Origin of the sequence: Kitasatospora sp. NPDC001603, assembly GCF_040298365.1 — a bacterium.
Taxonomy (GTDB): Bacteria; Actinomycetota; Actinomycetes; order Streptomycetales; family Streptomycetaceae; genus Kitasatospora.
Window position 1 is genome coordinate 34,459 of sequence record NZ_JBEPAA010000043.1, and the last position, 22,387, is coordinate 56,845.

General features: G+C 73.7%; 21 protein-coding genes. 13 read left to right on the forward strand and 8 right to left on the reverse strand.

Going from position 1 to position 22,387, the window contains the following annotated elements:
• Nucleotides 1-155 precede the first annotated feature (155 nt).
• Nucleotides 156-728, forward strand: a complete 573-nt coding sequence (locus tag ABT263_RS25080; protein ID WP_352293413.1) for a sigma-70 family RNA polymerase sigma factor — start codon at nucleotides 156-158, stop codon at nucleotides 726-728.
• A gap of 2 nt (nucleotides 729-730) precedes the next feature.
• Nucleotides 731-1,498: a hypothetical protein gene (locus ABT263_RS25085; protein ID WP_352293416.1), complete on the forward strand. Its 768-nt coding sequence runs from the start codon at nucleotides 731-733 to the stop codon at nucleotides 1,496-1,498.
• Nucleotides 1,499-1,819: 321 nt separating this feature from the next.
• Here the strand turns inward: ABT263_RS25085 and ABT263_RS25090 are convergent, their stop codons facing one another.
• The 7 genes from ABT263_RS25090 to ABT263_RS25120 all read right to left on the reverse strand — a co-directional run bounded on the left by ABT263_RS25090 (nucleotide 1,820) and on the right by ABT263_RS25120 (nucleotide 9,688).
• Nucleotides 1,820-2,227: a hypothetical protein gene (locus tag ABT263_RS25090; protein WP_352293419.1), complete on the reverse strand. Its 408-nt coding sequence runs from the start codon at nucleotides 2,225-2,227 to the stop codon at nucleotides 1,820-1,822.
• Nucleotides 2,228-2,516: 289 nt separating this feature from the next.
• Nucleotides 2,517-4,685, reverse strand: a complete 2,169-nt coding sequence (locus ABT263_RS25095; protein ID WP_352293422.1) for a hypothetical protein — start codon at nucleotides 4,683-4,685, stop codon at nucleotides 2,517-2,519.
• Nucleotides 4,686-4,945: 260 nt separating this feature from the next.
• Complete coding sequence (locus tag ABT263_RS25100; RefSeq protein ID WP_352293425.1) at nucleotides 4,946-5,257, reverse strand: hypothetical protein; 312 nt, start codon at nucleotides 5,255-5,257, stop codon at nucleotides 4,946-4,948.
• Nucleotides 5,254-5,787, reverse strand: a complete 534-nt coding sequence (locus ABT263_RS25105) for an ASCH domain-containing protein (protein WP_352293428.1) — start codon at nucleotides 5,785-5,787, stop codon at nucleotides 5,254-5,256. The genes ABT263_RS25100 and ABT263_RS25105 overlap by 4 nt, the downstream gene beginning before the upstream one ends.
• Nucleotides 5,788-5,875: 88 nt before the next feature.
• Nucleotides 5,876-6,403, reverse strand: a complete 528-nt coding sequence (locus tag ABT263_RS25110) for an NUDIX hydrolase (protein ID WP_352293431.1) — start codon at nucleotides 6,401-6,403, stop codon at nucleotides 5,876-5,878.
• Between the two features lie 30 nt (nucleotides 6,404-6,433).
• Nucleotides 6,434-7,825 (reverse strand): NsdA family TPR-like regulatory protein, encoded by a 1,392-nt coding sequence (locus tag ABT263_RS25115; protein WP_352293434.1) that lies wholly within the window; start codon nucleotides 7,823-7,825, stop codon nucleotides 6,434-6,436.
• A gap of 537 nt (nucleotides 7,826-8,362) precedes the next feature.
• A complete protein-coding gene (locus ABT263_RS25120; protein ID WP_352293437.1) occupies nucleotides 8,363-9,688 on the reverse strand; it encodes an NsdA family TPR-like regulatory protein in 1,326 nt (441 codons plus the stop codon).
• A gap of 726 nt (nucleotides 9,689-10,414) precedes the next feature.
• Here ABT263_RS25120 and ABT263_RS25125 point away from each other — a divergent pair.
• The 11 genes from ABT263_RS25125 to ABT263_RS25175 all read left to right on the forward strand — a co-directional run bounded on the left by ABT263_RS25125 (nucleotide 10,415) and on the right by ABT263_RS25175 (nucleotide 21,907).
• On the forward strand, nucleotides 10,415-11,335 hold the full coding sequence (locus ABT263_RS25125; RefSeq protein ID WP_352293440.1) for an HpcH/HpaI aldolase/citrate lyase family protein: 921 nt from the start codon (nucleotides 10,415-10,417) through the stop codon (nucleotides 11,333-11,335).
• A gap of 2 nt (nucleotides 11,336-11,337) precedes the next feature.
• Nucleotides 11,338-11,880: a MaoC family dehydratase gene (locus ABT263_RS25130; protein ID WP_352293443.1), complete on the forward strand. Its 543-nt coding sequence runs from the start codon at nucleotides 11,338-11,340 to the stop codon at nucleotides 11,878-11,880.
• A gap of 18 nt (nucleotides 11,881-11,898) precedes the next feature.
• Complete coding sequence (locus ABT263_RS25135; RefSeq protein ID WP_352293446.1) at nucleotides 11,899-13,071, forward strand: GNAT family N-acetyltransferase; 1,173 nt, start codon at nucleotides 11,899-11,901, stop codon at nucleotides 13,069-13,071.
• Between the two features lie 80 nt (nucleotides 13,072-13,151).
• On the forward strand, nucleotides 13,152-14,057 hold the full coding sequence (locus ABT263_RS25140) for an aminoglycoside phosphotransferase family protein (protein ID WP_352293449.1): 906 nt from the start codon (nucleotides 13,152-13,154) through the stop codon (nucleotides 14,055-14,057).
• 93 nt (nucleotides 14,058-14,150) lie between these two features.
• Complete coding sequence (locus ABT263_RS25145) at nucleotides 14,151-14,987, forward strand: protein kinase family protein (RefSeq protein ID WP_352293452.1); 837 nt, start codon at nucleotides 14,151-14,153, stop codon at nucleotides 14,985-14,987.
• 70 nt (nucleotides 14,988-15,057) lie between these two features.
• The gene (locus tag ABT263_RS25150; RefSeq protein WP_352293454.1) at nucleotides 15,058-16,098 is read left to right on the forward strand and encodes an Ldh family oxidoreductase; all 1,041 of its coding nucleotides are present in this window, start codon (nucleotides 15,058-15,060) and stop codon (nucleotides 16,096-16,098) included.
• An 83-nt stretch (nucleotides 16,099-16,181) separates the two neighbouring features.
• Nucleotides 16,182-17,270, forward strand: coding sequence for an LLM class flavin-dependent oxidoreductase (locus ABT263_RS25155; RefSeq protein ID WP_502885860.1), 1,089 nt, complete (start codon nucleotides 16,182-16,184; stop codon nucleotides 17,268-17,270).
• Nucleotides 17,267-18,808 (forward strand): Gfo/Idh/MocA family oxidoreductase, encoded by a 1,542-nt coding sequence (locus ABT263_RS25160; protein ID WP_352293456.1) that lies wholly within the window; start codon nucleotides 17,267-17,269, stop codon nucleotides 18,806-18,808. Before ABT263_RS25155 ends, ABT263_RS25160 begins: the two co-directional genes overlap by 4 nt.
• Entirely contained in the window at nucleotides 18,805-19,809 is a 1,005-nt protein-coding gene (locus tag ABT263_RS25165; protein ID WP_352293459.1) for a phosphotransferase family protein, read from the forward strand. The genes ABT263_RS25160 and ABT263_RS25165 overlap by 4 nt, the downstream gene beginning before the upstream one ends.
• Nucleotides 19,806-21,107, forward strand: coding sequence for a hypothetical protein (locus ABT263_RS25170; protein WP_352293461.1), 1,302 nt, complete (start codon nucleotides 19,806-19,808; stop codon nucleotides 21,105-21,107). The genes ABT263_RS25165 and ABT263_RS25170 overlap by 4 nt, the downstream gene beginning before the upstream one ends.
• Complete coding sequence (locus ABT263_RS25175; protein ID WP_352293464.1) at nucleotides 21,104-21,907, forward strand: PIG-L deacetylase family protein; 804 nt, start codon at nucleotides 21,104-21,106, stop codon at nucleotides 21,905-21,907. Before ABT263_RS25170 ends, ABT263_RS25175 begins: the two co-directional genes overlap by 4 nt.
• A 140-nt stretch (nucleotides 21,908-22,047) precedes the next feature.
• Here the strand turns inward: ABT263_RS25175 and ABT263_RS25180 are convergent, their stop codons facing one another.
• Nucleotides 22,048-22,251, reverse strand: coding sequence for a hypothetical protein (locus tag ABT263_RS25180; protein WP_352293467.1), 204 nt, complete (start codon nucleotides 22,249-22,251; stop codon nucleotides 22,048-22,050).
• Nucleotides 22,252-22,387 lie beyond the last annotated feature (136 nt).

The window sequence follows — 22,387 nt, forward strand, 5'->3', positions numbered from 1 at the left end:
TGTGATCGGCTTCACGTTTGAGATTCTCATGCGCTTCGATGTGCGTGTGGGGAGCAACCGTTCCCCAAGGAAGCCGACCGGCGGGCCTGGGAACGGACCCGCGCACAGGTCGGACCGGGCGGCCGGTAGGACCGGCCACTGGGGAGGAATCGAACGTGAACGAGCACGAGACGGCGGCAGCGGCCCGCACGCGGGCCGCGCTGCACCTGTCGTTCACCGCGTTCTGCGAAACGCACGGCGGCGCCTGGTTCGGCCTGGCCCGAGCCCGCCTGCACGACGACGTACGCGCACTGCGAGCGGTCCAGCAGATGAAAGAGCGGCTCTGGGAGCAGTGGAACACCGCCCTTCGCGCAGCGCACCCCGCCTCCTACGCGTGGACGCTCATCAAGAGCGCGGTCGCGGACGCCGTCGCCGAGGTCATCGCCGACACCGGGCGCGCGCCCGGAAGCCCACCGGCCGATCGCGCCGAGGCCATCCGCTACTTCGCCGCACAGGCCCGCATCAGCCTCGAATCCCTCAGCGACCACGAACACCTCTACCAGGCGGTGCTGCGCCTGGCCGAGCGCCAGTACGACGTCGTGGTCCTGCGCTACCTCCTTGGGCTGAAGGACGCGGTGATCGCCGAGCACCTGGGCATCACGGAGACGAACGTGAGGTCGACGGCCCACCAGGCACTGCGCAAGCTCAACCGCCTGCTGGACGGGTCCGACCGCGAGAACAAGGAGTAAGTATGGAACGCGAGCGCCTGGTGCCGGCGAAACCGTGCGGAGGCCCCGCCGGTGGGGACCGGTCGGCCCCGGCCGACCTGCCGCCCCCGCCGGACCAGGTGCGCGCGTCCCGAAGCGCCTGGCGCCGCCTCTTCGCCGCCGCGCCGCCGATGGGCGCCGAGCATCTCCAGGCCGCCCACGAACTCGACCTGGCCGTCACCCTGGTCCTGGCGCAGCCCGCGGCGGCGCCCTCGCTCCAGCAGCTGGCCAACAGCCGCAGCATCCATCCCGAAGGGGCCTTGGTCCTCGGCGCCCTCCTCCAGGTGACCGGGCGCTGGGAGGCCGCGCAGTTCTGGTGGGAGTTCGCCGCCGGCGCCGGAAGCTACACGGCCGCTAGCTGCCTCAACCTCCTGCACCGCAGCAGGGGCGAGGTCCGGGACGCCGACTGGTGGCGCGATCAGGCCGAGGCCCTGGCCGACCACCCCCGGCCTGTGTCCGCCAACGCCGTCCTCGGCCACAGTCTTCTCCCGGCCCACGTACGCGACGACATCATCGCCCGCTGCCACGAAGGCCTCGACGTCCGGCTCCCGCCCCGGATCGCCGCCGTCATCCACCAGCTCCCTGTCACCGCCGAGGACGAGGACTACGGCGAGATCCCCCAGCCCGCACCATCCCTCCTCTGGGGTCTGGCCTCGGCGGGCGCCGCCCACCCGGCCCCCGCCGCCGAACAGGACGCCCCGCCCATCCTCTGGTACGCCCTCCACCGCCACCCCTCGGCCGACCTCTTGTAGGCCCGTCGCCGAGCAAGTACCCGGCTCGCCGCGTCCGAGCTAGCACTTCCCCTCAGCGAGCCGGTCCGCTGGGAGTGGGTAGAGGTTCAGAGGACACCCCCGGCCGTTTGCGGCACCACGGCGCCGACAAGCCCGGTCGGAGCCAACCGCCGATCTGCCAGAGCATCCGAACCGTGCATTTGCCCCCCAACCGTGACCATGACACCAGCTTGCGATCAACGTAGACCGACCCACCGAATCTTCCGGTGGTCGGCTGGCCCGGCGGCGCGCGATGGTGGCGGGCGGGAGTCTTTGTGGCGAACCTGCGGCGCAGGGCGGGCGTCAGGCCGTCCGGCGACCGGTCTTCCGCCAGGCGGGCAGGAGTTCGGGACGCCACATGGCGATGCCCGCCACAAGCGGGGTCGCGAACCCGCCCGCTTCGATGAGGGTGAGGACGGCGGTCATCAGAACTCCGTCAAAGGACAGCAGTGGGCGGCCGTGTTTGATGACCATGCCGGTGTTCATGGCCGCGATCGCCGTCAGGCAAACGGCCAACCCCAACCTGGTCCACGGGATCGGCAGCAGGAAGTGGGCGAGGGCGAGGAACGCGGTGGCCACGGCCAGCAGCAATGGCAGCCCGTTGACGAACAGCGCACTCTCACCCCGGCCGACCAGGGCCTCGCGGGTGGCGATGAGCAGCATGGCACCGCTGATCGCGGCGTAGCCGAGGAGGACGATGGTCGCGGGCACCGCGAGCGCGGGATGCAGCCTCCGCTCGCGTATCGCGGAGCTGGTGGTGTTGTCGGCGGTCGGCGGCTTCGGGACGTGCGGGCGGCTCGGCGTTGGTGGGCCGCGCGGACCGGTTGAGGGAGATTGGCATGGGCGCCATGGTCGCGCCCTGGAGCGTCCTGGTGCCCGCGGCGGCACCCTGGTTCATCCGAAGGTGCGGACCGCGCGGGTGCGGGTTAACGCTGGTGGGACCCCTGGTGGTCAGCAGGATGGCTCGGCGACGTTCACCACCGGGGCAGGGCGGCGAAGCTCACAACCCACCCCTACTGACCCGGTGCCGGGGCCGAGCGGATGTCGGGGCAGTGGCGAGGAGCGCCTGGACGCGCCGCCGCAAGGCCTCGTCCTGGTGGATGATGCGGTCTTCGACGCCGGAGCGGACGGTGCGGGCGTCGCCGTGCGCGAGGACTGCGAGTCGGGCGAGCTGGTCATCGGTCAGGGCTGCGGTGCCGAGTGCGTCCAGGGCGTCCCAGGCGCCCTTGGGATCGGCGTCCGTTTCGGCGGCCCCCAGCGCGGCTGCGGCGAGCACGGAGCGGTCGAGCGAGCTGGGTTCCGCGACGGTGAGCAGGGCCAGTACGGCGGCCGGCGCCGACCTCGGATCGGCAAGGGCGGCCTCCAGATGAGGCGCAAGCTGCCGCCCGGCCGCGCCGAGGAGCGCCGCAGCACGGGCGGCGCGTGCCACCGACCACTGCGACCAGGGGTTGCGTGCGGCGCGGCGGAGTACGGAGTCGAGGATCGCGACGGCCTCGTCCGCGTCGCCGGTAGTCCGCCACAGGGCCTCGGCGAGGGCGATGTCCGTGTCCAGCGCGAATGTGGTGTCTGGGTCCGGGCCGCCGAGTGCCGCGCGGAGCGCGGGGACCAGCGCCACCGCCCGCGGGCCGAGTTCTCCCGCCGCGGCGGCGGCCTGCCTCTGACGGAGGCCGCCCTCCCGGAGCTCGGGTCCGAGGAGGCGCAGCAGGGCCGAGGCGTCGCCGGTGAGGTCGTTCAGTGCTTTCGCGGCGGGGAGGGCGCTGGTGTCGGCTGCCGCTCGCAGGGCTGCGAGGGTGCGGGACCGGTCGGCCGGTGCGCAGTCGCGGGCGACGGCGGCGAGGGCTGGGGCCGCCAGGTCGGGATTGTGCGGGAGTAGCGCGCACAGTTCGGGCAGGGCTGGGGCCGCCGCGCTGCCCCAGCCGGTGAGGAGGTTCGTCAGCTGCCAGGGTTCGTTGCCGCTGAGTTCCTGGGGCCGGGAGAGCCGGGTTCGGACTGCGGTGAGCAGACGATGGTCGTAGGGGAAGGGGTCGTGCGGGCGGCGGAGTCCGGTGGCCGCGTCGAGGGCCCGGGGGCGCCGTCCGAGGCCGGCGGTCAGGAGGGGCGTCGCCCGGCCGGGTGCGACGAGGACCAGGGCGGCCAGGGCGCGGTCCGCGGGGTCGTCGTTCTGGTCCGGGGCCCGTCCGGCCAGGGGGAGCAGGATGTCCGCCGCCGGTGCGGCGGTCGGGCCCAAGCGGGCGAGCAGCGACGACAGGGCGAGCACCGACGCCTCGTCGACGCCGGCCGCGCGCAGGGCCGGCACCAGGCGGCGCGGGGCACTGCGGGAGAGCATGCACGCGCGGTCGGCCGCCCAGACACCCTCCGCCCGGACCTCGGCACGGCCGTCGCGCAGCGCCGAATCCACGAGCGCGAAAGCCGCCTCGCGTTCCACCGGGTGGTTCCGCTCGAGCAGGGCCTCGACGATGGCGGCCAGCGGTTCCGTGCGGTCGATGTCGAATACGGAGCGCAGCGGATCGGCGGGCAGCAGGGACAGCGTCGCGGTGTGCAGGGCTCCGCTCCACGGTGCGCCTGCGTCCAGGTGGGCGAAGACGGCGGCCAGGCGCACCTCGGCGGGCCGCGAGCGGTCCAGGGCGGTGGCCGCGAGAGCGGCGCCGCCCGCGGGGTCGATCCGGGCGATCCCGGACAGGATTTCCGCCCGGACCGCGGCCTCGGGCTCCTCCTCCCAGCGCGCGCGAAGAGCGGACAACGCGTCGCGCGCCAGGGTGCACGACACGGTCCAGGCAGCGGCTCGCCGCACGCCCGTCTCCGTTGCCTCCAGCAGTGGCAGGAGCAGCGGGAGTTGACGGGCCACGGCCGTGCGGACCGCGCCGGGCTCCACCCCGTGCTCGTCCTCGCTCGCGGCCATGCCGCCGAGCAGTGGCAGCACGTCCGCCGCACGGTGGCCGGCGGCCGCGAGCCCCGCCAGGAACGGGACCGCCACCACGCTGGCACCGTAGACCGTCCCCTGGTGCAGCACGCTCCCGTACAACTCCGACAGCGCCTCCCGCGCCGCGTCCGGGTCCTCACCTGCAAGCGTGCGCAGCAGGTCGGGCAGGTCCTCCGCGCTCCCGTACGCATGCGAGTGGGAGGACCAGGAGAGGGCGTCCAGGCCGTCGAGCGGATGTGCGAGTTCCATGTGGGACATCGTGGCAGGGCTCTCTGACACGACCTTGGGGGCCCTCACCGGGAGGTGACGGCCGGCGACCGGGTCGACCTGGGCGAGCAGCCGACGGCAGGCGGTTGGACAGGACCGAGGTTCTCGACCCGAGCCAGCGTTCGGCGGTGAACCTGGGGCGTCGCCATCCTTCGCCGTACGTGAGGTGGGTCATCGCTGCGCCCTCGACCTCGTCTTGCGCCGTGCTGTGCGGCACCCGCGTCGAGCGGTGTCCTCCGTGGTTACGTCGCCGGATGGCCGATCAGGTCGAGGAGGAGGCGGAGGGGGTCGGGTACGGCCGGGGCGACTCGGGTGATGTCGTGGCCCGTCCATTGGACGGTGGTTCCGGGCGTGAAGGTGCGGCCGCCGTCGTGATCGTCGGGGTCGGCGGTGACGAGCGGGCGCAGTCGCAGGTAACCGGGCCGGGCCTGGGCGGGGTCGGGTTCGACGCACCATCCGAGCGGCCGGAGCCAGGCGTCGAGGGCGGTGGTGTCGCACGGGTCGCTCGGCAGGACGAAGCTGTTCCCAGCGCTACCGGACTGACGTTCGCTCATGAGTGGAGCGTATCGGTGCGGCTGGCCGGTGCCGGCCGCACCGTCCGGTCCGTCCCGGACATGATCCGCACGACTGTGTCGTCCCCAGCCGCGCAGGTGCATCCTTCCCTTGCGGGTCGCCCCGCGCCCTCGCGCCGCCTACCCTCCGGTTTGCCGGCGCGCGGACTGCCGGCGGGCGGGCGAGCGGGCTGCACGAGGGTGACCTCGATGGCGATCGCGCCCAGAGCTTCCCGTTCCGGCGGGTAGATCTCCCTGAGCAGTGCCAGTTGCCGAGCCGCGTCGAGTTCGGGATGGATGCGATCTTGGTTCTCGGCAGCGAGCAGGGCGGGGAAGTCGGTGTAGACGCTGGCCCGGACGACCTGCACGAGTGCTCTCCCGGCCGTCCCGTCGGCGGGAGTGAACTCGATCAGATCGCCGGCCCGCACAGCACGGCGCTTGGCGTCGGCGACCCGGACCTCGAGCGTTTTGGCCCCGGAGACCATCAGCGGGACCAGGTAGGAGAGCAGCGACATCCGGTGTGTGGTGGGCACGGGCCCTCCCTTGGTCCTGTGTCGGTGCGCGGCGCTGCGGGCCGGTCGCGGCGAGACCGGCGCGGTGCGCGCATGCGCGGTGGTCGGTTCAGAGCAGGCCGAGGTGGTCCAGCCCGCGGTAGGCCAGCTCGACGTCGGTCATCAACCCGTCACGGACGACCTGCCGGAACTCCTCGAGCGTGAGCAGGTCGACGTCGACGAACTCCATCTCGTCGAGGTCCTGCTCGGCGACGCGCACGCAGTTGCGGGCGACGAACGCCCAGCGCCGGGCCGTGGAGCCGGCGTCGTCCCAGCAGGATCCCGCGAGCTCGAGGTCGCCCTTGTAGCCGGTCTCCTCCAGGAGCTCACGCCCGGCGGCGGTGGCGGGGTCCTCGCCCGGCTCGATGAAACCGCCGGGCAGCTCGAGGAGGACCGCGTCCGGGCCGGGCCTGTACTGCCGGGCGATGATCACCTTGCTGTCGGGTGTCAGGGCGAGCACCGCGGCGGCCGACGGTTCGTTGCGCAGGAGCTTGTCCCTGCTGGTGCCGTCCGGCAGCCGGTAGGTGACCTTGTCGAGGGTCCTGCCCATCACCTGGAACACGGTCGTGCGGCCGGTCTCGGTCCAGCGTTCAGTCATGGCGTCGTCCTTCGGGGGCGGGGGCTGGGGCTATGCGGCGCGGTGGAGGGCCGGCCGGCCCTCCTTCAGGAAGGCGCGTACGCGGGGGTCCTTCTCCCACGGGTCGAGGCCTCGGGCGAACTGGCGCAGGTAGTCCCGGGCGCGGGACGACTCGACGCCTCCGAGGATCCCCAGTGCTCGCCGGCCGACCGCCAGCCCCTGGTCGAGGTCCCGGCCTTGGAGGTGCGCGCTCGCGGTGACCGCGAGCCGGATCCCGGTGGCCCGCGTGTAGCGGCCGGAGGGCATCGCGTCCGCCTCCGTGCTCCAGGCGAGTGCGGAGCGCGGGTGCGCCAGGTCCAGATGGATCTCGGTCGCGTCGGCAGCGAGCCTGGCCCGGGTGTAGTAGTCCAGCCACTGCGGATCGCGGCCGTCGTCGCGTACGGCTGCCAGCAGGTCCTCGGCCCTGCTCAGGGCACGGGCCGCGGCCGGGCCGTTGCCGGCCTTCGCGTGGGCCCTGGCCGCGGCCAGCTTGGCGAACGACAGCACGCGCGGCGACGCGATGTCCTTGGCCCGGTTGTGGGCCCCCTCGGCCATGTCCACCGCCTCGGTGGCGGCGCCCTTGATCAGGGCGGCCAGTGCCATCGTGGTGAGCACGTAGCAGCCGATCTCCACGTCCCCGCCGGCCTTCGCCATCCGCAGGGCCTGGACGAACTGGCGCTGCGCCACGTCGTGGCGGCCCATGTCGAAGGCGGACCAGCCGACGAGGCGGGCGAGCTCGGCGGTCACGGCGAACAGCTGGCGGCCGACGTCCTCGGTGTAGGAGCCGTGCAGCAGCGGGGATGCGCGCCGGTCGAGGCAGTCGTTGATGGAGGACAGCTTCCAGTTCCCGCCGCCGTACTTGGCGTCCCAGCGGCGCGCGTCCTCGGCCGTCTCGCGGAGCTCGTCGATGTCGCCCTGGCCGACCCTGCGGCCGCCGTGCTCGGACCGGTGCCGGTCGGCCGGCTCACTGAGCCATCGGATGGTGGGGGTGGTGAACGCGGAGACGGCGAAGCCAGCGGATCCGGTCACCAGGGTGCGGCGGTTCAAGGTGCTCCCGTACTCGGTGGCGGCGCGAACCGCGTCGCCGGTGTCCCGGGGGAAGGTGAGCCCGGTATCAGCATGCGCCGCTGCGGGGGCTGTCATTCCGATGTCGGCGAGACTCACGCGGCGCCCGAGCCGCTCGGTGAACAGCCGGGCGAGCAGCGCGGGTGCGGGGGCCTCGGGGACCATCCCGCGTTCGATCCAGTTGGAAAGACTGGTGTTCGTGTAGCTGCGGGGGTGTCCGGCCTGCTCACAGAGCCGGTTGAGGCTGTGCGCCAGCGAGTTCTTGGACGCCCCGGACTCCTCGAAGACCCGGGCCAGGGCATCGTTGGGCGGCCTGCGCCGTCGGCCGGCCTGCGTCACCCGCACACCTCCTTCGAGTGATCACCTTCAGTGATGAAACGTTGACGCGGTGTTCGATTTTAGGGCACCGGCCTGTCTCCCGGAACGCCGATGCGTGATGTGTGAGCCCCCTTTTGAGCATCCCACCCCCCGCCGGGAACCGGTTCCCTACTCGTAGCGCAAGCCGCCCCGCCGACCGGCAGGACACGGACCAGCAGTCGGTTCAGGTCGACGTCCCACGCTCGTTGACGTGCTGCGCCTTACGGATTGGGAGGGATGGGCATGCCGGGGTCGACCCGATGCCCGGGCCCGCGGGCACGCCATGTGCCGGCGGATGCCTTGGGCCTGGGCAGTGAAGGGCGCGGAGACGGTGCGCCCGATGCGGACGAGATCGCCTCTCGGCGAATGCGTGGCGGCGGCTCCGCCCGGGGTCCGTGGTTGAACCCCGGCCATAGGCGGTTGTGCGCGTGGGGAAGCGCTCCGTTCCTCGGGCTCAGGCGCACCCGCTCGGCCGGGTTCCGTATGGAGGCCGTCGGCGCGTTCGTGGGCTGCCGGACCTCACGCGGCTGCCAGCCGCGACAGCAGCGCGGGGACACCGTGGACCCGCGCGTACGGCTTGAAGGCCGGCGCGAGTTCCTTGGCCTGTGCGACGCAGCGCTGGGCGCCGATCCGGGTCGCCGTCTCCACCGCGGCGGTCGTGATGTGCAGCGCTTGCTCGATGTCGCGGGTGCCCAGCAGTCCGCGGGCCTGGGAGAGCTGGAACACGGCCTTCGTCTTGGCCCGGGCCTCGGGGAGAAGGCCGATGCCTTCGTCGATGCGTCCCAGGGCTTCGGAGGCACGGCCGAGGTCGAGAAGACACTGCCCGGAGTCGACAGCGAGGTCGGCCGGCCCCATCCAGGCGCACCATGCGGGGGCGGGGTCGGGTGTGTCCGTGAGCAGGGCCGCCTCGGCGGCCGAAAGGTCGCGGTGGCAGGCGTTGCGGTCGCCGAGGGCGGCGTGGGCGCGGGCGCGCCGGAGGTGAAGCAGCGAGCGGGCCGTCGGGTGGCCGGCGCGCGAGAGCGCCTGGGTGAGCGGGGCGACGGCACTGTCCGGGTTATTCAGCCAGATGGCCTGGTAGGCGAAGTCCGAGAGCACTCCGGCGCCCAGATCGCGGTCGTCGCCGGCGTGAGCGCTGACCAGAGCCGCGTTCCACAGACGTCCGGCCAGGTGGTGCTCGCCCTGGTCGAAGCGGTACCACCCGCAGGTGACGGCCAGGGTGCCGGCGAGGCGGTGCAGGCGTCGGCCGGTGGCGGCACTGTAGTTCCCGCCGTCGATCAGGTCGGTGATGGTGGCCAGTTGGGCGTCCATCAGGCGAGAGGTGTGCTGACGCTGCTCGGTCGGCAGCGCGTTGAGCGTGCGGCTGGTGTCCTCGAGCCAGTCCAGGAGCTGTGCGTCCACGCGCTTGCCGTCGAGGGCCGTGTCGAGGCGTTCGGGCTCCAGGGTCGCCCACTGGGTAGCGAGCCCGGCGAGAGCGAACGCGCCGAAGGCGACGAAGGTACGGCGGTGGGGATCCATGGCGACTTTCTGGGCGTCTCGAAGTGCGGTGACGGTGCGGCCCGTCCCGACGGGGACCGGGTCCTCGCGGCCGGGCAGCCAGTGGGGCCAGCCGAACAGCTCAACGTCGCTGTGGGGAACGCCGAAGGCGTCGGCGATCAACAGCTGCGTGTCGGCGAGCGGGATCTTGTGTCCGTTCTCCCAGCGGCTGACCGCGCTCTTGTCGACGCCGGTGCGAAGCCCGTGCGGGTGCCTGGCCGCGGCCAGTCGCAACCGGGACACCAAATCGGCCTGGGACCAGCCGCGTTGTGCCCTCGCGTAGGCGAGGGGATGGGTGATCGGCCCTGTCACGGCACGACCTCCGTCACCGCTGTGCCACCCTGAACGCGGCGACGACCAGCCGCCGGGCGTCGGACGGCGGGACCGAACTCCTGCGTCACCACCGGCCGACCGCGCTCGCGTCAACGCCGCCGCGCGGCGCAGGACAGGCCCCGGTGACGCTTGACCTGGCCCGACGTGCCCTCACCTCGGAGAGGGGATGTGCGATCTGCTCTGCCATGCAACCAACTCCATCACCGCTGGTGCCCGAAAGCCTAGCCCCGAGCAGGCCGGGACAACCCCGGGACAACGGACAACCACTAGCCCGAGCAACCAAGTTGCACTGGAATCGTCCTCCCCCGGTCGAAAGGCGCACCAAGGCGGAAGCCAGCGGTGATACCTCGACCACGTTCCGGTCGCGTACGGCGCGCACCGCCCCCCGATCCCGTCCCCACCTCCGGCACCTGCGGGTGCCCGCGGACCCTCGCGAAGGGCAGTCGGCCCATGCAGCACAGACAGCTCGGCTCCACCACCGTCGTGAACCCGCCGGCACTCCCCGCCGCATACCGGGAGCCCGGCCGCCGCCGCCCACCCTCAACCGGACACGGGCGCGCATGCCCCACTGTCGACCTCGCCGGCGCAACGACCCTTGTCCAGACGCTGGTGGACGACCTGGCCGGCCCCGTGTACCTGTATCCGGTGCGGCGTCCCCGGCCGGGGACCGACCGGGCCGCTCGACCGGTTCGAAAGGAGATCGACATGCAGGTGTCCTTGGATCGTGCGCGCTCCGCGCCGCCCGCGCCCACCGGGCTCGGCGGGCCGACCTGGCTGGTGACGCCTGGCACCGCGCCCGAGCGGTTCACCACGGCCGTCGGCTCCGGTGCCGAGGTGGTGCTGCTGGACCTCGAGGACTCAGTGCCCGCCGCGGCCAAGTCCGACGCGCGGGCCGCGGTGCTCGCGTTCGCCGGCGGCCGGGCGAAGGGCGGCGCGGGCCCGCTGCTGGGCGTGCGGATCAACTCCGCCGACGGTACGGAGGGGCGGCGGGACATCGCCGCGATGGCCGAACAGGGTGCGTGGCCGGACCTGGTCGTGGTGCCCAAGGTCGAATCGGGCACCGACATCGCGGCCATTGCGCGGGCCGTGCGCGCGGCGGCCGCGGCCACGCACATCTGGGCGCTGGTCGAGTCCCCGCGCGCGATCGTCGGTCTGCCCGGCATCGTGCGCGCCCCGGATCTGGCGGGTGTCCTGTTCGGTGCCGCCGACTACGCGGCGGCGGCCGGGTGCCGGATCACATCGCGGGTGCTGTGGTACCCGCGCGCGCAGCTCGTCACCGCGGCGGCAGCCGCCGGAATTCCGGCCGTGGACTCGCCGTACTTCTCGCTCGACGACCCGGCAGGTCTGCACCGGGAGTCGCTGGAGGCGGTCGAGCTGGGCTTCGTCGGCAAGGTGGCCGTCCACCCGCGCCAGCTGCCCGTCATCGCGCAGGCGTTCGCACCGGGCCCGCACGAGCTGCAGGCGGCCCGCGCGGTGCTCGCCGCGGCCGCCGGGGCGAGCGGGAGCATCACCACGGCGGACGGCGCGATGGTGGGGCCACCCCTTGTGGAAGCCGCCCGCGCCGTTGTCCGCCGGGCCGAGCGCAGCACCGATAGCACCCCCACCTCCGACTGGAATGCGAGCTGACGATGCAGCACACACAGGCCTCTTCCCCTCCGGCCGGGTTCCGCCAGGTGGAGGGCGGCCGGATCCGGGAGGTCGTCGGGCTGGGCCTGGACGACCTCGTCCCTGGCCTGGCCATCGAGCACCGGCCGGCGCGGACCGTGACCGAGACCGAGCACGTGCAGGTCCTCGCGCTGATGGGCAACGAGGCGCCGGTCCACTCCGACACCGAGTACTGCCGGCGCACCGGGCACCCGCAGGTCCTGGTCTGCGGGATGCTGACCCTGAACATCGTGCTCGGCATGACGGTGCGCACCACCAGCGGCATGACCACCGGCAACCTCGCCCTGGACGGCGTCAGCTGGAAGGCGCCCGTCCACGTCGGCGACACCCTGTCCGCGCGCAGCACCGTCCTGTCGGCCCGCCGCTCGAACAGCCGCCCCGACCAGGGCATCGTCACCTGCCGGGTCGACGGGTTCAACCAGCACGGAGACCTGGTCGTCACCGGGACGCGGACCTTCTTCGTCCCCGCCGACCCGGACGCCCACCGCGACGCCACCGGCTACTAGGAAAGAGGAGACCGAGAAGTGGACGTGGAGTTCGTGGAGGCCGACGACGGCCAGTGGGAGCAGTACGCCACCCTCGCCCGCCGGGCCTACGGACAGCCGGTGCCCGACATCGCCCGCCTGGGACCGCACGCCGACCGGCGTGTGGCGGTGCGCGGGAGCCGGGTGGTGGCCGGGGGCATGGCACTGCTGGTGCCGCAATGGTTCGGCGGCCGGCCGGTGCCCGCCGCCAGCTTCGGCAGCGGCTGCGTCGCCCCGGAGGAGCGCGGCGGCCGCCTCGCCGGCCGCCTCATGACCGAGCGGGTGCGTGTCGCGCGGGAGAAGGGCGCGGCCCTCGCCACCCTGTGGACGGCCTCCAACGGCTACGTGCGCCGCCTGGGCTGGGAGGCCCCGGCTCAGGTGTTCTCCTGGACGGTGCCGACCGCCGCCCTCAAGCAGTCCGGCGCCGACACGATGGAGATCACCCACGGCGACACCGCCCACCTCGCGCAGCTGCGCGACCGGCTGGCCGGGCACTGGAACGGGACCTGGCAGCGACCGCCGTGGTGGGCCGCCTGGCAGCAGGAGCAGCACCCGGACATGGAGACCTACGCGTTCGCCGAACCGGGCCGGGAGGCGTGCGGCGTGCTGGCGGTGGCCACCGAGCGGACCGAGGCCAGCCGGCAGCAGGTCGTCCTCGACTTCTGGGCCGCCGGCGCCCCGGCCGTCGGCGCGATGCTCGACTTCCTCGGCCGCCACCACGGCCGCATCCCCACCACCCTGTTCGAGCGCACCGGCCTGCCGCCCGGCACGCTGCTCCAGGACCGCCTCGCGGCCGCCGGCGCCCAGGCCGCGAGGTCCTGGCACCCCTGGATGCTGCGCATGCTCGACCCCGCCCGCGCCGTCGAACTGCGCGGCTGGCCCGAGCACCTGGACGAGGAGATCGTGCTCGACCTCGCCGACCCGGACCGCAGCGGCACCGCCCGCCACACCCTGACCGTGCGCGGCGGCCGGGCCGAGCTCGCCCCCGGCCCCCAGGGCGGACGTGAGGCAGACATCGCCCTGACCTCAGCGCAGTTCGCCGTCTGGTACGCGGGCGGCTACCGCAGCCCCGCCGCCGCCGCACTGGCCGGCGTGCACGGGGACCGCCCGGCGCTGACACGCCTGCTGGCCGCAACCGCCGAGCGCGAGCCCTGGCTCGCCGACTACTTCTGACCCCTCGGCGGCCAGAACCTGCCCACCCCCGCACCTCACCCCTGTCGGATCCGCCCACGACCGTTCGGAGACCCGCCACCATGACGCCCACCACGCCCGACAAGCCGTTCCCGCCCGAGCTGCGCGACTGGGTCGCCGGCCACCTCCCCGGCCTGAGCTCCAGCGAGGACCGCTCCTGGCCGCGCAGCACCTCCCGCGTGTGGCACGTCCGCACCGAGGACGGGAAGCGCGACGCCTACGTGAAGATCAGCCCCAGCACCGGCGAGTTCGAGCGCGAGGTCGCCGGATACGCCTACGCCGCTGCGCACCTGGACGACACCCAGGCGCCGCGCCTGCTGGCCGCCGACCCGGACCTGCTGGCGATCCTCAGCTCGCCGCTGCCCGGCCGCGTCGTGCGCGACCTGCCCCTGCCGACCAGCACCGAACTGTCCCTCTACGAGGACGCCGGACGCCTGCTGCGACGCTGGCACGACGCCTCCGCGCCCGGCACCGACACCGACCGCGCCGCGGTCCGCTCCGACATGCAGGGCAAGGCCCAGGAAGCCGCCGACTGCCTGAAGCCACTCGCCCCGCACCTGCCCGCCGACCGCCTCGCCCTGGTCGAGGCCGCGTCGACCGAACTGGCCGGCCTCGCCGAGCAGCTGCCGCTGGTCTACCGACACGGCGACTACGAGACCCGGAACTGGCTGTACGACCAGGAGACCGACCGCCTCGCACTGATCGACTTCTCCACGGCCGCGCACGGCATCGCCGCCACCGAGTTCGTGTGGCTGTGCGGCGCCGTCTGGCCGAAGCGGCCGGACCTGCGCGACGCGTACTTCACCGGCTACGGCCGCCCACTGACGGGCGACGAGGACCGGCTGCTGCAACTGCTGACCGTCCGGCTCGGAGCGTCCTACTTGCGCACCGGCCTGACCAAGCAGCGCGAGGACCTCATCAAGCGCGGCCACCTCGTCCTCGACCGGATGGCCACCCACCGGCCGTAGCCCACGCCCGACCGCGGGCCCGCCCCCGACCGCGGGCCCGCACACCACCCCCTCGACCGCCCGTGCGCTGCGCCTTGGACAAGGAGCTTTCCGATGGCCTTCGACCTGCCCGGCCCTGCCGTGCCCACTGGGTGGAGCGGCGTTCCCCGGCCGCTGCGCGCGGCCGTCGAAGAGGTCGCCGGGCCGGTCCTCGCCGCTGCGGAGGCCCCGGCCGGGCGGACCGCCCGACTGCGACTGGTCCTGGACGTCCCCGGCCGGCGCGTGTTCCTCAAGGCCACCCTGCTCGCCCACCGCCACGCCCCCACCCTGGAAGCCGAGGCGCAGATCGCACCCGCCGTCCGGGCCCTCGCCCCCCATCTGTTGCACCACGGCACCGCCGGAGGCTGGCGGTGGCTGCTGTTCGAGCACGTGCCCGGCCGCCACGCCGACCTGTCCCCGGGCTCGACCGACCTCGACGCCGCCGCCCGAGTCCTCGGCCGCCTCGCGGACCTGACGGCCCCCGACACTGTCGTGCTGCGCGCGAAGGACCGGTGGGCGCACCTCGGCGCGGGCCTGGACCTGGGCCTGCTGACCGGGGACCGGCTCGTGCACACCGACCTGAACGCGGGCAACATCCTCATCCAGGACGGCGGCGACGCGGTCCTGCTGGACTGGGCCCTGCCCGGACGGGGCGCCTGCTGGCTCAGCGGCGGCTTCCTGCTCGCACAGGTCATCGACGCGGGCACCAGGCCAGCCGACGCCGAGGACTGGGCCCGCCGGGCACTGCCGGGCTGGGCCGCCGCCCCCGCCGCCGCGGCCGACACCTTCGTCACCGCGCTCACCCGGCGCCGCGCCGAACAGGCCGCCACCTGCCGGCCCGGCCGCCGCCCCGAACGGGAGCGGCAGCTGCGCTCCGCCATGGCCTGGCACCGCTGGCGCACCCGCACCTGACCCCCCGGCCGGCCGACCGCCCATCGCGGGGCCGGTCCCACCTTCTCGACGCCCGTCGAACGGGAGAGCCATGTCCGAAACCGCCCCCTTCACCCGCAGAGCCGCCGCCGACCCGGCCAGCATGCGGGTGCCGATCACCGAACTCATCGACCTGATCGTGCGGGCGTGCGCGGCCGCCGGCGTTGCCGACAGCGACGGGCGCCGCGTGGCCGAGCACTTCCTGACCGGAGAACTGCGCGGCAAGCCCTCCCACGGGCTGGCGAAGTTCGCCTTCGAGTCCCGCTTCTTCCCCGAACGCCAAGGTGCGCCCGAGGTCGTCCGCGAGCGCGGCGCGTTCGCCGTGATCGACGCGCACCGCGAGATCGGGCCGCTCAGTGCCGACTTCGCCGTCGCCACCGCCGTCTCACGAGCCCGCCGCCTCGGCGTCGGCCTAGTCGGAGTGATCAACACGCAGCGCTACGGCGTCCTGTCGGCGTTCACCGAGTCCATCGCCGCCCACGGCATGATCGGCATCGCCGCCAACACCTCCCGGCCCGAGGCCGTCCCGGCCGGCGGCCGCACCCCGGTCCTCGGCGTCAACCCGCTCTCCTTTGCCCTGCCCACCCTCGGCGAGCCGCTGGGCGCGGACATGGGCACCACCCTCGCCCCGATGGGCGTGCTGTGGGAGCACCGCCGGACCGGCCGGCCCCTGCCCGAGCAGTGCTTCGTCGAGGCCGACGGCAACACCACCCGCGACCCCGAAGCTGCCTGCTCCGCGATCGTCTTCGGCGGCCACCGCGGCTTCGCGCTGTCCATCCTGCTGCAGGCCCTGACCGGCTCCCTGTTCGGCTTCCCCATGGGCGCCGACGTCCTCGACACGTGGACGACCGGCTACGCCTTCGTCGCTATCGACCCGTCCTTCGCCGACCCCGACGCCAGCGCGGCCGCCGCGAACAGCCTCCTGGCGGACCGGTTGCGCGCCGCCGCGACGGCCGACGGCACCTGGCGCCTGCCCGGCGAGCACGGCCGCGCCCGCGAGGCCACCGCCCGGGCGGCCGGCACCATCACCGTCCCCGCCCCGCTCCTCAGCCGCCTGCGCGCCCGCGCCGCCGGCGACTTCACCTCCGACTGACCATCAGGAGCCCCACCGTGCACCCCTTGACGTTCCACTGGTTCCTTCCGACCGGCAGCGACGGCCGCACCCTGACCACCGGCATGCGCGGCACCCACGGCCCCAGCCACGACACCACCACAGCCACCGGCACCGGACCGGGCGCCGACCGGCACCGCGCCCCCGACCTGCGCTACCTCACCCAGATCGCCCAGGCCGCCGAGCACATGGGCTTCGAGACGATCCTCACCCCCGTCGGCACGTTCAACGAGGACCCCTGGATCACCTGCGCCGCCCTCACCCAGCACACCGAGCGCCTGAAGTTCCTGGTCGCGCTGCGCCCGGACTCCATATCCCCGACGCTCGCCGCGCAGATGGCCGCGACCTTCCAGCGCCACAGCGGAGGCCGGCTGCTGCTGAACGTCGTCACCGGCGGCGACCCGTCCGAGCAGGCCCGCTACGGCGACCACCTCGACAAGCCCGCCCGGTACGCGCGCACCGACGAGTGGCTGACCGTGCTGCGCGGCACCTGGAACCCCGAGCCGTTCACCTACTCCGGGGCGCACTACGACGTGCGCGGCGCGACCGTCTTCTCCCCACCCGACCCCGCGCCGGCCGTGTACTTCGGCGGCTCCTCCGACCAGGCGCTGCCCGTTGCGGCCCGCCACGCCGACGTCTACCTCACCTGGGGCGAGCCGCCCGCCGACGTCGCCGCCAAGCTGGAGCGCATCCGCGAGCTGGCCGCCCGTACCGGGCGCACCGTGCGGTTTGGGATCCGCTTCCACATCGTCGCCCGCGACACCGCCGATCAGGCGTGGGCCGCCGCCGAGCGGCTGCTGACCGGGATCGACCCGGCGCACCTGGCCCGGGTGCAGGCCACGCTCGCCGGCACCCAGTCCACCGGTCAGGCCCGCCAGAGCGCGTTGGGCACCGCCTACCGCGACAGCGGCCGCACCTCCGACCTTGAGGTGTACCAGAACGTGTGGGCCGGAGTGGGGCTGCTGCGCGGCGGCGCGGGCACCGCGCTGGTCGGCTCCCACCAGGAGGTCGCCGACCGGATCGCCGAGTACGCGGGCTTGGGGATCGACGAGTTCATCCTGTCCGGGTTCCCGCACCTGGAGGAGGCGTACGAGGTCGGCGAGGGCGTCCTGCCGCTTCTCGGCGCCGACCGCACGGTGGCGGTGGGCCGGTGAACGCCGCCGTGAACGTGCTGGTGGTCGGGGTCGGCCCGCACGCCCGCCTCAACCACCTTCCGGCGCTGGCCGCCGCCCAGAACGCGGGCCTGGCCGGGACGGTGACCGGCGTCGACCTGCCCCACGCGGCCGCCGCCGCGGTCGAGTACGGCACGCCCGGCCGGCCACGGCGCATACAGGTCCTCCCCGTCGAGCCGTTCCCCGCCTCCCAGCGGGCGCTGCCCAGCGCGGTGCGGCAGGCGCTGGAGGCAGTGGTCGAGCGGGAGCGGATCGGGGCCGTCATGGTGGCGACCGAGCCGTCCGTGCACCTGCCGTACGCGCTGTGGGCGATCGGGCAGAGCCTGCCGGTGCTGCTCGACAAGCCCCTGACCGTGCACCCGGGCGCGTCCACCGACCCGGCCGCCGCGCAGGCGATCGCCGACGACTTCGACACCCTGCTGGACGCCTACCGCACGGCCCAGCGCCGCGATCCCCGGATGGTGGTCAGCGTGCTGAGCCAGCGCCGCTGGCACCCCGCCTTCCGCCAGGTACGGGAGCTGATCGGTGAGGTCGCCGAGGCCACCAACTGCCCGGTCACCTCGATACAGTCCAGCCACGGCGACGGCCAGTGGCGGCTGCCGGACGAACTCGTCGACCTCGCCTACCACGGCTACACCAACGGCTACGGCAAGGCCGCCCACTCCGGCTACCACCACTTCGACACCGTGCCGTGGTGGCTGGCCGCCGGCGAGCGCCCGGGGAAGGAGCTCGACGAGATCGAGGTCCACGCCGCGTGCACCAGGCCGAGCGACTTCCTCACCCAGCTCACCGTCGCCGACCACGAACGGCTGCTGCCCGGCTTCGCCGACCGTAACCCCTACACCGAGCCGGACCTGTACCGGCTGACCGCCGGCTTCGGCGAGGTCGACGTGTTCCTCAACGTCGCCTACCGCAGCCGCGGCCGAACGCTGGCCTTGGGCAGCCACAGCCTCGCCCACACCAGCTTCTCCCAGCGCGGCAACCTCCACCCCGTCCCCGGCGCCCTGTACAAGGGCAACGGCCGGATCGGGCAGGAGAGCCACATCATCCAGCAAGGCCCGTTCCAGGCCCTGCACCTTCACGTCCTGCAGACCCTCCACGCCGACGGGGGCGGCGTCGACCGGCGGGCGGCGGGCGGCGCCGACCACATCGAGCTCCACGTCTTCCGCAACGACCGGCTGGGACTGGGGTGGGAGCGGCACCGCATGCTCGGCTTCGACGACCTCACCCGGGACAGTACCGGCGGAGCGGTGCAGCCGACGCAGCGCTCGGCGCGCACCTGCGCCGTCACCGAGTTCCTCTCCTACCTCGCCGACCGCACCCCGCGCGCCGAGATGGCCTCCGACCTTGCCGACCACCGGCGCCCGGCCCGTCTGATGGCCGCCGCCTACCTGTCGCTGGCCCGCCGCGCAGCCGGCGGCGGGCAGCCCTGCCCCCCGGTCGTCCTCGACTTCTACCCCGCCTCCCTCGCGGCACGCCACGGCGGGAAGGACCTCGTCACGCTGGGAACCGCGCGATGACCGCCCCGCCCGCTGTCCCCGCCGGGCCCGACCTGGCCCGGGTCCTCGGCCGACACCTGTTCCCGGTCCTTGAGGCGTGCCGCCCGCACGCCGGACGCCTCACCCACGTCGAAGCGTGCACCGGCGGCAACGTCAGCCACGTCTTCCGCGTCCGCGGGGAGGCGGGCAGCGTCATCGTCAAGGTCCGCGGCCACCGGTTCGCCCGGATCGCGATCGACACCGACCCGGCACTGATCGCCCTCGAGCACCGTGCCCTGACGACCTACCACGGCTTGCTGCCCGACCTGTTCCCGCAGGTCATCGCCTTTCTGCCGGAGGCCCACGCCATGGTGATGACCGACGTGTTCTCCGACCGGCGGACCTGGCGCGAGCACCTGGACGAGCGCGCCGCCACCGCCGAGGAGTGCACCCGCCTGGGCACGGCCCTGGCCCGTATCCACCGGACCACCGCCGGCCTTCCCCCGCTGCGCGACGGCGACGGCGACGATCTCTTCCGTGCCGAGCACGCCTACGGCTACTGCTTGCGCGCCGGCGGGCACCAGGTCCTCGACAAGGCGTGCCAGCGCCTGGACGCCCTCCCTGGCCGCCAGCTCGTCCTCGGTGACGTCAGCCCGAAGAACCTCAGCCTCGCCGCGGAGCGCACCGCGTTCGTCGACCTCGACAACGTGCACTACGGTGCTCCGCTGTTCGACATCGGCTACCTCCTCGCCCACCTGGTCCTGCACCACCTCACCCGACCCGAGCACCTGCACCCGCTCGCGGCCATGTTCCTCGACGCCTACACCCCCGGGTCGGCGCGGCCCTGGCGCGGCGACGGCCTCCTCGCGGCCGTGACGGCCGGGGTGCTGCTGTACCGACTGGAGGCCCGCACCGTCCCCTACCCGCCCACCGCCCCGCCCGCCACGACCGGTCGGATGCGCCACCGGCTGCGCCTGCTGCTGGACGCCGGGCCGTTCACCGTCCCCGACCTGCTGGAGACCGCACGGCAGGTGACGGCGTGAACCTCCCCCTCGCCCCGGCCGGTGACCGGGCGGACCTGGCCGCGCTCGCCGAACTGCGCGCCCGCGGCATCCACGTCCCCAGCGTCCCGTCGCTGGCCCGCGATCAGAGCCCGTTCGCCCGCCCCACCCCCGCCTGGACCCGCGCCGTCGCGCCGGGCGTGGTCCTCACCGCCTGTCCCGTTGCCCTCGGCGACGGCTGCTTCACCAATGCCTACACCCTCGCCGTCGACCTCGACCAGGCCTACTGCCGGCCCGTCTCCGCACCGGCCGGCTTCCACCTACCCGGCCTCGTCACCAGCCCTGTCGCCGCCGCAGTATCCGGCGCCTTCGCCTACATCTCCGACGACCACAGCTACCAGCCCGCCGAGCCCCGCCTCGACCTCGCCGTCCGCGACCACCACGCCGCCAGCCTGCCCACCGCCACCAAGCCCGCGCTCCTCCTGCACCGCGAACGCCTGGCGGTGCGCACCCTGGCGGCCTCCGGCACCCTCACCGTCGCTGGCCACCTCCACTCCTGGAGCGGCTCCAAGGACCCCCGCCCCGATCCGGCCTCGCCCGGCCACCTCACCGTCTTCGGCGCGGCCAACTGCCGCATCCGCTACCACGACGACCCCCGCACCGGATTCCGACGCGACGTCGACCCCGACGCCAACACCACCCCCCGCAACCCGGCCGTCCTCGACTGCACCGTCACCTCCCCCCCGGCCGGGGCCCGGATCACCGACCTGCATCCGGGCGGCGGCGCCGACCTGTTCGCCGGCGCCTACATCCTGCGCACCCACCGGCCCTGGCCCGACCACCTCACACTCGGCGCGCCCGTCCACGTCACCGCCCTCGACAACCTCGCCACCGCCGACATCGACAGCGCCCTGTCGCTGGGGCCGTCCGCCGCCGACGCCTCCGCCGGACACACCGCCGCCTGGGACCAGAGTCTGGGCACCAGCCCGTTCCGGCCCGGAGCCCGCTACGCCCGCACCCTGCTCGCCCTCGACGGCCGGCACCTGACCCTCACCGTCCTCGACGGAGCGCCCCTCGCCCCAGGCTTCCAGGGCGCCACCGTCCAGGAGGCCGCGCAGCTGGTCGGGCGGGCCGGCCACGACCCGGCGGCGGTGTTCCACCTCGACGGCGGCCAGACCTCCAAGATCGCCTACCGGCACAACGGCAAGGTAGACGCGGTCGGCAGCCTCCACTACCTCCGCTGGCCCCAGGCCGAGCGCGAACCCTTCCGCTGGCGAGGCCTCGACGGCCGCCGCTTGCACAGCGCCCTGCAGATCACCACCCTCCTGGAGTCCCCGTGAACACCACCCAGCCCGGCCCCGGCCGGTCCGTCCTCGCCGTCGTCGCCCACCCCGACGACGCCGAACTCGCCATGGGCATGCGGCTGCTCGACCATGCCCAGGCCGGCGACCGCGTCCGCGTCCACTGCCTGAGCACCGGGCGCCCCGGCAAGGACGACGGCGAGGCGCGCCGCGCCGAGTGCCTGGCCGCAGCGAAGATCCTCCGCATCGACCGGTACACGTTCTCCGCCATCCCCGACACCCGCTTCACCGACCACAGGGGCGCCATCAACGCTGCTCTCTTCGACGCCTTCGCCGAGGAGCGGCCCGACATCGTCTACACCCACTTCCCCGACGACCAGCACCTCGACCACGCTGTCACCAGCGCCGAGGCCACCACCGTCGCGATGCGTGAGGCCGCCGACCTGGTCTATTTCCGCTCCCCCTACAGCCGGAACTTCGAGCCCAACCTGCTCTTCGTCGGCACTCCCGAGCTCCTGGCCGCCAAGCAGAAGGCTCTGACGTGCTTCGCGTCCCAACAGCAGCTCGACATGCCCGTCTTCACCGGCCTGAACACACTCGCCTACCGGCAACACGTGCACCACCGCGTCGTCGAACGCTTCCCCGAGGACGCCTACGGCGCTGAGATGTTCCGTACCGCACGCCAGATCGTCCACGCCACACGCTCGCTGGCAGGCGCGCTCTGCGGCTGGCACGGCGGGCAGGAGCCCGCGCTCGCGTCGTATCCATCAGTGGATCGGCACAACACCGGCCCGGTGCGCTCGCCACGGCCTCGTTCGGCCGCCCCTACCCGGATCTAGGGGCCGCGCTCGCCGTCCCCGGCCTGGCCGCCGCCGTCTTCCTCCTCGGCGCATCCCCGCGTCACCTTGGCGAGTCCCTACATGGCCGGGGGCGCTCCGTTGCTGGACCGTGGACGCGGCCGGACGCTGCGCCCGGGTTGTCAGTTCTTCCGGGCGGCGCGGTCGCGCAGCGCGCCGTGCGCGAGGATGAGCAGCGCGGAGCACTGCTCGACGGGGTCGATCTCGCTGTCCTCGAGGTAGGAGGCGGCGAGGACCGCTGCGGGGTGCCGGAGCGGGGCGCCGGGCATCGTCGGCAGGAAGGTCTCCGGGTCGTCGCCGGGGTGTCGGCGGGCGAACTCGTGCAAGGCCTCGGCTGTGGCGCGGGGGTCGGGCCGGGCGCAGGGCGTGGGGGCAGTTCCGGCAGGGTGCGGGCGACCCACGCGGCTGTGAGCAGCGCGTCGCGTCGCGACTTCGGTTCGGCTTCCGTCCACACCTCGTAGG

Bases quoted from the DNA above. Each gene is read 5' to 3' on its own strand.
- ABT263_RS25085 (WP_352293416.1), top strand. From the start codon at position 731: ATGGAACGCGAGCGCCTGGTGCCGGCGAAACCGTGCGGAGGCCCCGCC.
- ABT263_RS25095 (WP_352293422.1), bottom strand. From the start codon at position 4,685: ATGGAACTCGCACATCCGCTCGACGGCCTGGACGCCCTCTCCTGGTCC.
- ABT263_RS25100 (WP_352293425.1), bottom strand. From the start codon at position 5,257: ATGAGCGAACGTCAGTCCGGTAGCGCTGGGAACAGCTTCGTCCTGCCG.
- ABT263_RS25110 (WP_352293431.1), bottom strand. From the start codon at position 6,403: ATGACTGAACGCTGGACCGAGACCGGCCGCACGACCGTGTTCCAGGTG.
- ABT263_RS25125 (WP_352293440.1), top strand. From the start codon at position 10,415: ATGCAGGTGTCCTTGGATCGTGCGCGCTCCGCGCCGCCCGCGCCCACC.
- ABT263_RS25130 (WP_352293443.1), top strand. From the start codon at position 11,338: ATGCAGCACACACAGGCCTCTTCCCCTCCGGCCGGGTTCCGCCAGGTG.
- ABT263_RS25140 (WP_352293449.1), top strand. From the start codon at position 13,152: ATGACGCCCACCACGCCCGACAAGCCGTTCCCGCCCGAGCTGCGCGAC.
- ABT263_RS25145 (WP_352293452.1), top strand. From the start codon at position 14,151: ATGGCCTTCGACCTGCCCGGCCCTGCCGTGCCCACTGGGTGGAGCGGC.
- ABT263_RS25150 (WP_352293454.1), top strand. From the start codon at position 15,058: ATGTCCGAAACCGCCCCCTTCACCCGCAGAGCCGCCGCCGACCCGGCC.
- ABT263_RS25155 (WP_502885860.1), top strand. From the start codon at position 16,182: ATGCGCGGCACCCACGGCCCCAGCCACGACACCACCACAGCCACCGGC.
- ABT263_RS25165 (WP_352293459.1), top strand. From the start codon at position 18,805: ATGACCGCCCCGCCCGCTGTCCCCGCCGGGCCCGACCTGGCCCGGGTC.